Below are 4,445 nucleotides of genomic sequence, written 5' to 3'. Positions count from 1 at the left end.
GAAATGGCGACAATCTCGCTCACTTTTAGCAGAATTTGGCTATCGCACCGAGGAGTGAATTGGGGTGTAGGGTGTGGGGTGTGGGGTGTGGGGTGTGGGGTGTGGGGTGGGGGGTGTGGGGTGTGGGGTGTGGGGTGTAGGGTGTGGGGTGTAGGGTGTGGGGAGAACAAATAAAAATAATCTCCCGACTCCTGACTTGAAAGAGGGTGTGGGGAAGTGAGGAAGTGGGGAGAATAAATAAAAAAGTCTCCTGACTCCTATCTCCTATCTCCTATCTCCTATCTCTGGACTCCTATCTCCGGACTCCTGACTCCTGACTCCTGACTCCTGACTCCTAACCCAATGTTGGCTAAAGATAAGCAAAAATTATTTATTGACTCCAAAAACTTGAGAATATTTAAATTAACATTTCGCAATATTTATAAATTCTTAAGAATTAATTGAGAAATATTTTTATTTAACAACGATGTTACAATGGTTACAGCGATTTGATAGAATTTCATAGTGGTTTATTATGTGCTTTTTTGGGCAGCAATGGCTCAAACCCTTGCCACACCTACAAGGTGATCCTAATTAAAACAGGTAAATCAGTCAATTTCACCCATAACGATGATCTTTTTTTTGTGTAGTTTTATTGCAAAAAAAAAGTTTTTTTGACAAAAAGCACAAAGTATGATAGGAAACCAATGTATTTCTGGCTGCCAGTAGTTATTGCAGAGTGGGAAGTGGAGAAGTGGAGAAGTGGGGAAGTGGGGAAGGGGAGCATCTCACCTTTGTAACCCCTAAATCAGGTTTTATGTCAAACTATTTTGAAAGCCTTACTAGAAACCAGTTTGAGGGACAAGTATAATTACTCACTTGTATAAATGAGATGCTCCCTGGGGAATGGGGAAGTGGGGAAGTGGGGAGTATTTTCGGTGATCAGTAAACAGTGAACAGTGAACTGAAAACTCACATCTGATAACTGATAACTGATTCAAGGCTGACTCCTAACCCGACAAAAAACTTTTTGCCGCAAACCCTAAGTTAAATAAGCGATAGTTACCCCCGAACCGCCCTCATTTTGGGGTGCTAATTGAAAGCGTTTTACCTGGGGATGACGGGATAAAAAATCGTGAACACCTTGACGCAATTTCCCCGTACCTTTACCGTGAATAATCCATAATATGCCCGATGGGGTGGCGCGGGTGATCGCCTGTTCGATATCCGTTTCTGACTCTGCCACCCTGGAACCGCGAATATCGACAGTATTATTAGCAGTACGAATTAAAGGAGTCTCCTGGGGTTTTGTGGGAGTTTGTGGCAAATTTTTGGCAGGTTTTGGCGCAGTTTCCACTTTTTGACCATCCAAAGACTCAATCTGATCTAAGGGTAGGGTCATCTTCATCATACCGAAACGCAGGGAAATCTCCTCTGATTCCGGTGAAATTGCTAAAACTTCGGCAGTTTGTCCCAAATTGGGCAAGCGCACCCTTTCCCCCACTTGCGGACGATAATTAACCTTAGTTTTTTCCGTTTTCGGTAATAACCTTTCTGCGATCGCAGTTAACTCCTCTGTGGCTTTTTGGGCATCTCTACCGGTTTTTGTTCCTGATTGCAACTGGCGAATAACGTTATTAATCTCTGCTTTTGCCGATAGTAAAGCCTTTTGTATCTCCTGCTCCTGATAACGCTTTAATTCTCGCTCTCTCTCCTGTAGAGAATTGGCCCGCGTGGAAACTTCTGTATAAAATTTCTCCGTTTGTTGGAGTAATTGACTAGCTTCCTTAGCTTTTGACTCCTGTTCTCGTCTTTGCGCTTCCAAACCAGCAATTACTTGATTTATCTCCTCCGATAACCCCCCCAGATGATTTCTCGCTTCGGCCACAATTTCGGGACTTAATCCCAAACGCTGGGCAATAGTTAAAGCATTAGAACGCCCCGGAATGCCCCATAATAGTCGATAAGTGGGGGAAAGAGTGCGATCATCAAACTCTACCGAGGCATTTTCAAAGCGAGAATCTCGATACTTTAACGCTTTTAATTCCCCGTAGTGAGTGGTAGCCACTGTCAGTAAACTATGATCGGCGAGGTATTGTAAAATAGCGATCGCTAAAGGACTTCCCTCAGCCGGATCCGTACCTGCTCCCACCTCATCGAGTAAAACCAAGGAACGAGAATTTAAAGCCGCTAAAATGCGAACAATCCGGCGAATGTGACCCGAAAAAGTCGATAAACTCTGTTGCAAAGACTGTTCATCGCCGATATCGGCTAAAACGTGATCGAACCAGGGTATCTCTACCGGTTGCCGCGCTGGAATAAACAGGCCCGCTTTCGCCATTAAAGCCGCTAATCCGAGGGTTTTTAAAGTAACGGTTTTTCCGCCGGTATTTGGTCCGGTGATGGCAACAACGCGAATTTCTGGGCTAATCTGCACATTTATTGGTACGACCTCCCCCCCCTGTTCGTGGTGTTTTTGCCACCAGAGCAAAGGATGACGCAAATTCCGCAAAGTAATCGTTTCCGAACCATCGATAAAGTGGGGGGGATTACCCTCTAACCATAAACTGTAACGGGCCCTAGCGGTGGCCAGATCGAGCCTAGTAGCGATCGCTAGTAAATATTCTAAGTCCTCAAAGGCTTCGGCGATCAGATTACTTAACTGCCGCAGGATTTTTTCTTCTTCGATTTGTTCCTGACGACGATATTGCCGCAGTTGATTGCCTTGGTCAACGATAGAGTGAGGTTCAATGTAAAAAGTCGCCCCTGTGCTGGAAGTATCGTGAATTATCCCCGGTATTTGCTCTTTTTGCGCTGCTTTGACGGGAATCACCCAGCGGTCGCTTCTTTGGGTAATCACCGCTTCTTGGATAGCACCGCCCTGTTTTTGCATGATATCCTGCAATTTTCGGTAAATTCGCTCTCTAATCACCTTCATTTGTCCCCGAATTTCGCGTAATTGGGGACTAGCGCGATCGGATATGCGGCCATCTTCATCGATACAACGGTGTATTTCCTGTTCTATCTCTGGATAGGTGCGAATTTCGGCTACTAACTCCTTTAAAACTGGTATATCTTCCTGTTCGTCAATTAAACGCCGTAAACGTCGCACTCCCGCTAAAGTCGTGGCAATATTTAAAAGTTCCTGTCCCGATAATAAACCCCCCAGATGCGCCCTTTCTAGGGCATCACCGATGTCGGTAATCCCATCAAAGGAAAGACGACTATCTAATTTTTGTTCTAAGCTATAAACTTCTTTGGTTTGGCAGAGTAGGTTTAAACTTTCCTCTTTGCTTTCTGGTAAGGGCAATTGACGAATCGCGATCGCACCGAGTTTAGTCGCTGCAAAAGTAGCTAGGTGTTGACATAGCCGCGGCCATTCCAATAATTCTAGGGTTTCGTCTTGAATCAATTTTGTAGTTTTTTATAATACGCTTTGTATTTCTAGTCTAACCGGATTTGGTCTGATTTTTACAGGAGTGGGGTGTGGGGTATGGGGTGTGGGGAGATGGAGGGATTTCAACTAATACCCCAAAACCCCAACTCCCCAAAACCCTAACACCCAACCCCTAATCTGTATCTAAATTCCTTTCTGGAGAGAGAATTGTACCTGTTTAAATTCTTGTTTTAAACGTTGTTTGAGTTTGTCGGGGATGGGACGGGAACCGTAGGCGGTATAATAACCAGCTAGAGAGTTTAAGGCTGTTTGCATAGTAGTGAAAGAACGCAAACCCCCAGATTTTTTATCTCGTCGGTAGAGGGAGATGTAATCGTTGATTTGTTCCTTTGCTTGCGACTCAACTGCCGCTTTATTCGGGTCATCTTTGACTAAATCAAGGGCTGTGGTTAAAGTTTCAATCACCGTCAGGGTATCCTGTCCATAATTGCCGGTTAACCGCGAACTACTAGAACAACCCATCAATCCGATGACCAGGACGAGAACCAAAGCTAATAAGCGAGAAATGTAAGGTTTTAGAGACATATTTTCAACACCATAAGTTAATCCCAAGTCACCTTATCCTATCAGGAAACCGTGACCAGTTCCCCAGGAGAGTCAACTGGCTGCAAAAATCAGGGGTCAACTGGCGGGTAAATAGCCCAAATATAGGCTTTTTGGGCGGTAAAAGCCCTATTTTTGCCTAAAAGTTGCGATGCCATCAACCCGGAGGGAGTTGATTCTGGACTAATTCGGGCCGCGATCAGGCACTGGTGGCGGTTTCAGGATCGATCGAGATTGGACTTTGCGAGCGATCAATCTAGAAGATAAAAATTCTCCGTTGCTTTCGTCCCATTTCGGAAGAAAGAAAGTTAAATTTTGTAATCTTTAGGGCTTGCTGAATAATGGTAAAACCCTTTTAAAATAAAGCTTTTGACCTGTTAAAGTCCGATGTTAGTGCAAGAAAATAGGATTGGGACTTTCAAAAACCTTGCATTATCCTTCTTGTAGTACATCGCTTGGTACAAAA

At 44.4% G+C, this 4,445-nt stretch carries 2 protein-coding genes; both read right to left on the bottom strand.

What is annotated here, in order from left to right; genetic code table 11:
* Positions 1-1,021: 1,021 nt before the first annotated feature.
* The gene (locus O9290_RS17450) at positions 1,022-3,391 is read right to left on the bottom strand and encodes an endonuclease MutS2 (RefSeq protein ID WP_288054815.1); all 2,370 of its coding nucleotides are present in this window, start codon (positions 3,389-3,391) and stop codon (positions 1,022-1,024) included.
* A gap of 168 nt (positions 3,392-3,559) precedes the next feature.
* Positions 3,560-3,961, bottom strand: coding sequence for a photosystem II protein Psb27 (gene psb27 / locus O9290_RS17445; protein ID WP_043998990.1), 402 nt, complete (start codon positions 3,959-3,961; stop codon positions 3,560-3,562).
* Positions 3,962-4,445 lie beyond the last annotated feature (484 nt).

The sequence above is a fragment of the Microcystis sp. LE19-41.2A genome (genome assembly GCF_027530405.1).
Classification (GTDB): Bacteria; Cyanobacteriota; Cyanobacteriia; order Cyanobacteriales; family Microcystaceae; genus Microcystis; species Microcystis aeruginosa.
This window is presented reverse-complemented; position numbering and strand designations above follow the sequence as displayed.

Excerpts from the sequence above, each read along its gene's own strand:
- psb27 (WP_043998990.1), bottom strand. The coding sequence starts at position 3,961 with ATGTCTCTAAAACCTTACATTTCTCGCTTATTAGCTTTGGTTCTCGTC.